Source organism: Polaromonas sp. P1_G1, from assembly GCF_056405595.1.
On the sequence record NZ_JBFUBU010000189.1, the window covers coordinates 1 to 446 of the forward strand.

Sequence of the window (446 nt, forward strand, 5' to 3'; positions counted from 1 at the left end):
ATGCTGGACCAGGCCTTGCGCACCCTGCAGGCTTGGCAAAGCACACACCCCACGCTCAGCATTGCCGTGAACGTGAGCACGCGCGATTTGCAGGATGCGGGCTTTGCCCAGCGCGTGGGGCACAAGGTGGCCACCAGCGGCATCAACCCGCAGCGCCTGCGCCTGGAGATCACCGAGAGCGGGCTGATGGAAGACGCGCAGAAGAGTGTGRAGCTGTTGCACGCGCTCCGCGCCGTGGGCATTCCGCTGTCGATCGACGACTTTGGYACSGGCTACTCGTCACTGGCCTACCTGCAGAAGTTGCCGGTCAGTGAATTGAAGATCGACCGCAGCTTTATCGACGGCATCGACAAGGCGCCCGGCACCCAGAAGCTGGTCAAGGCCATGATCGAAATGGGCCATGGCATGGACCTGTTTGTCACCGCCGAAGGCGTGGAGACCGAGGC

1 protein-coding gene is annotated in these 446 nt (G+C 63.0%); it reads left to right on the forward strand.

Going from position 1 to position 446, the window contains the following annotated elements:
• A partial coding sequence (locus AC1D1Y_RS26415; RefSeq protein ID WP_477684954.1) for an EAL domain-containing protein occupies nt 1–446 on the forward strand: 446 nt, incomplete at both ends.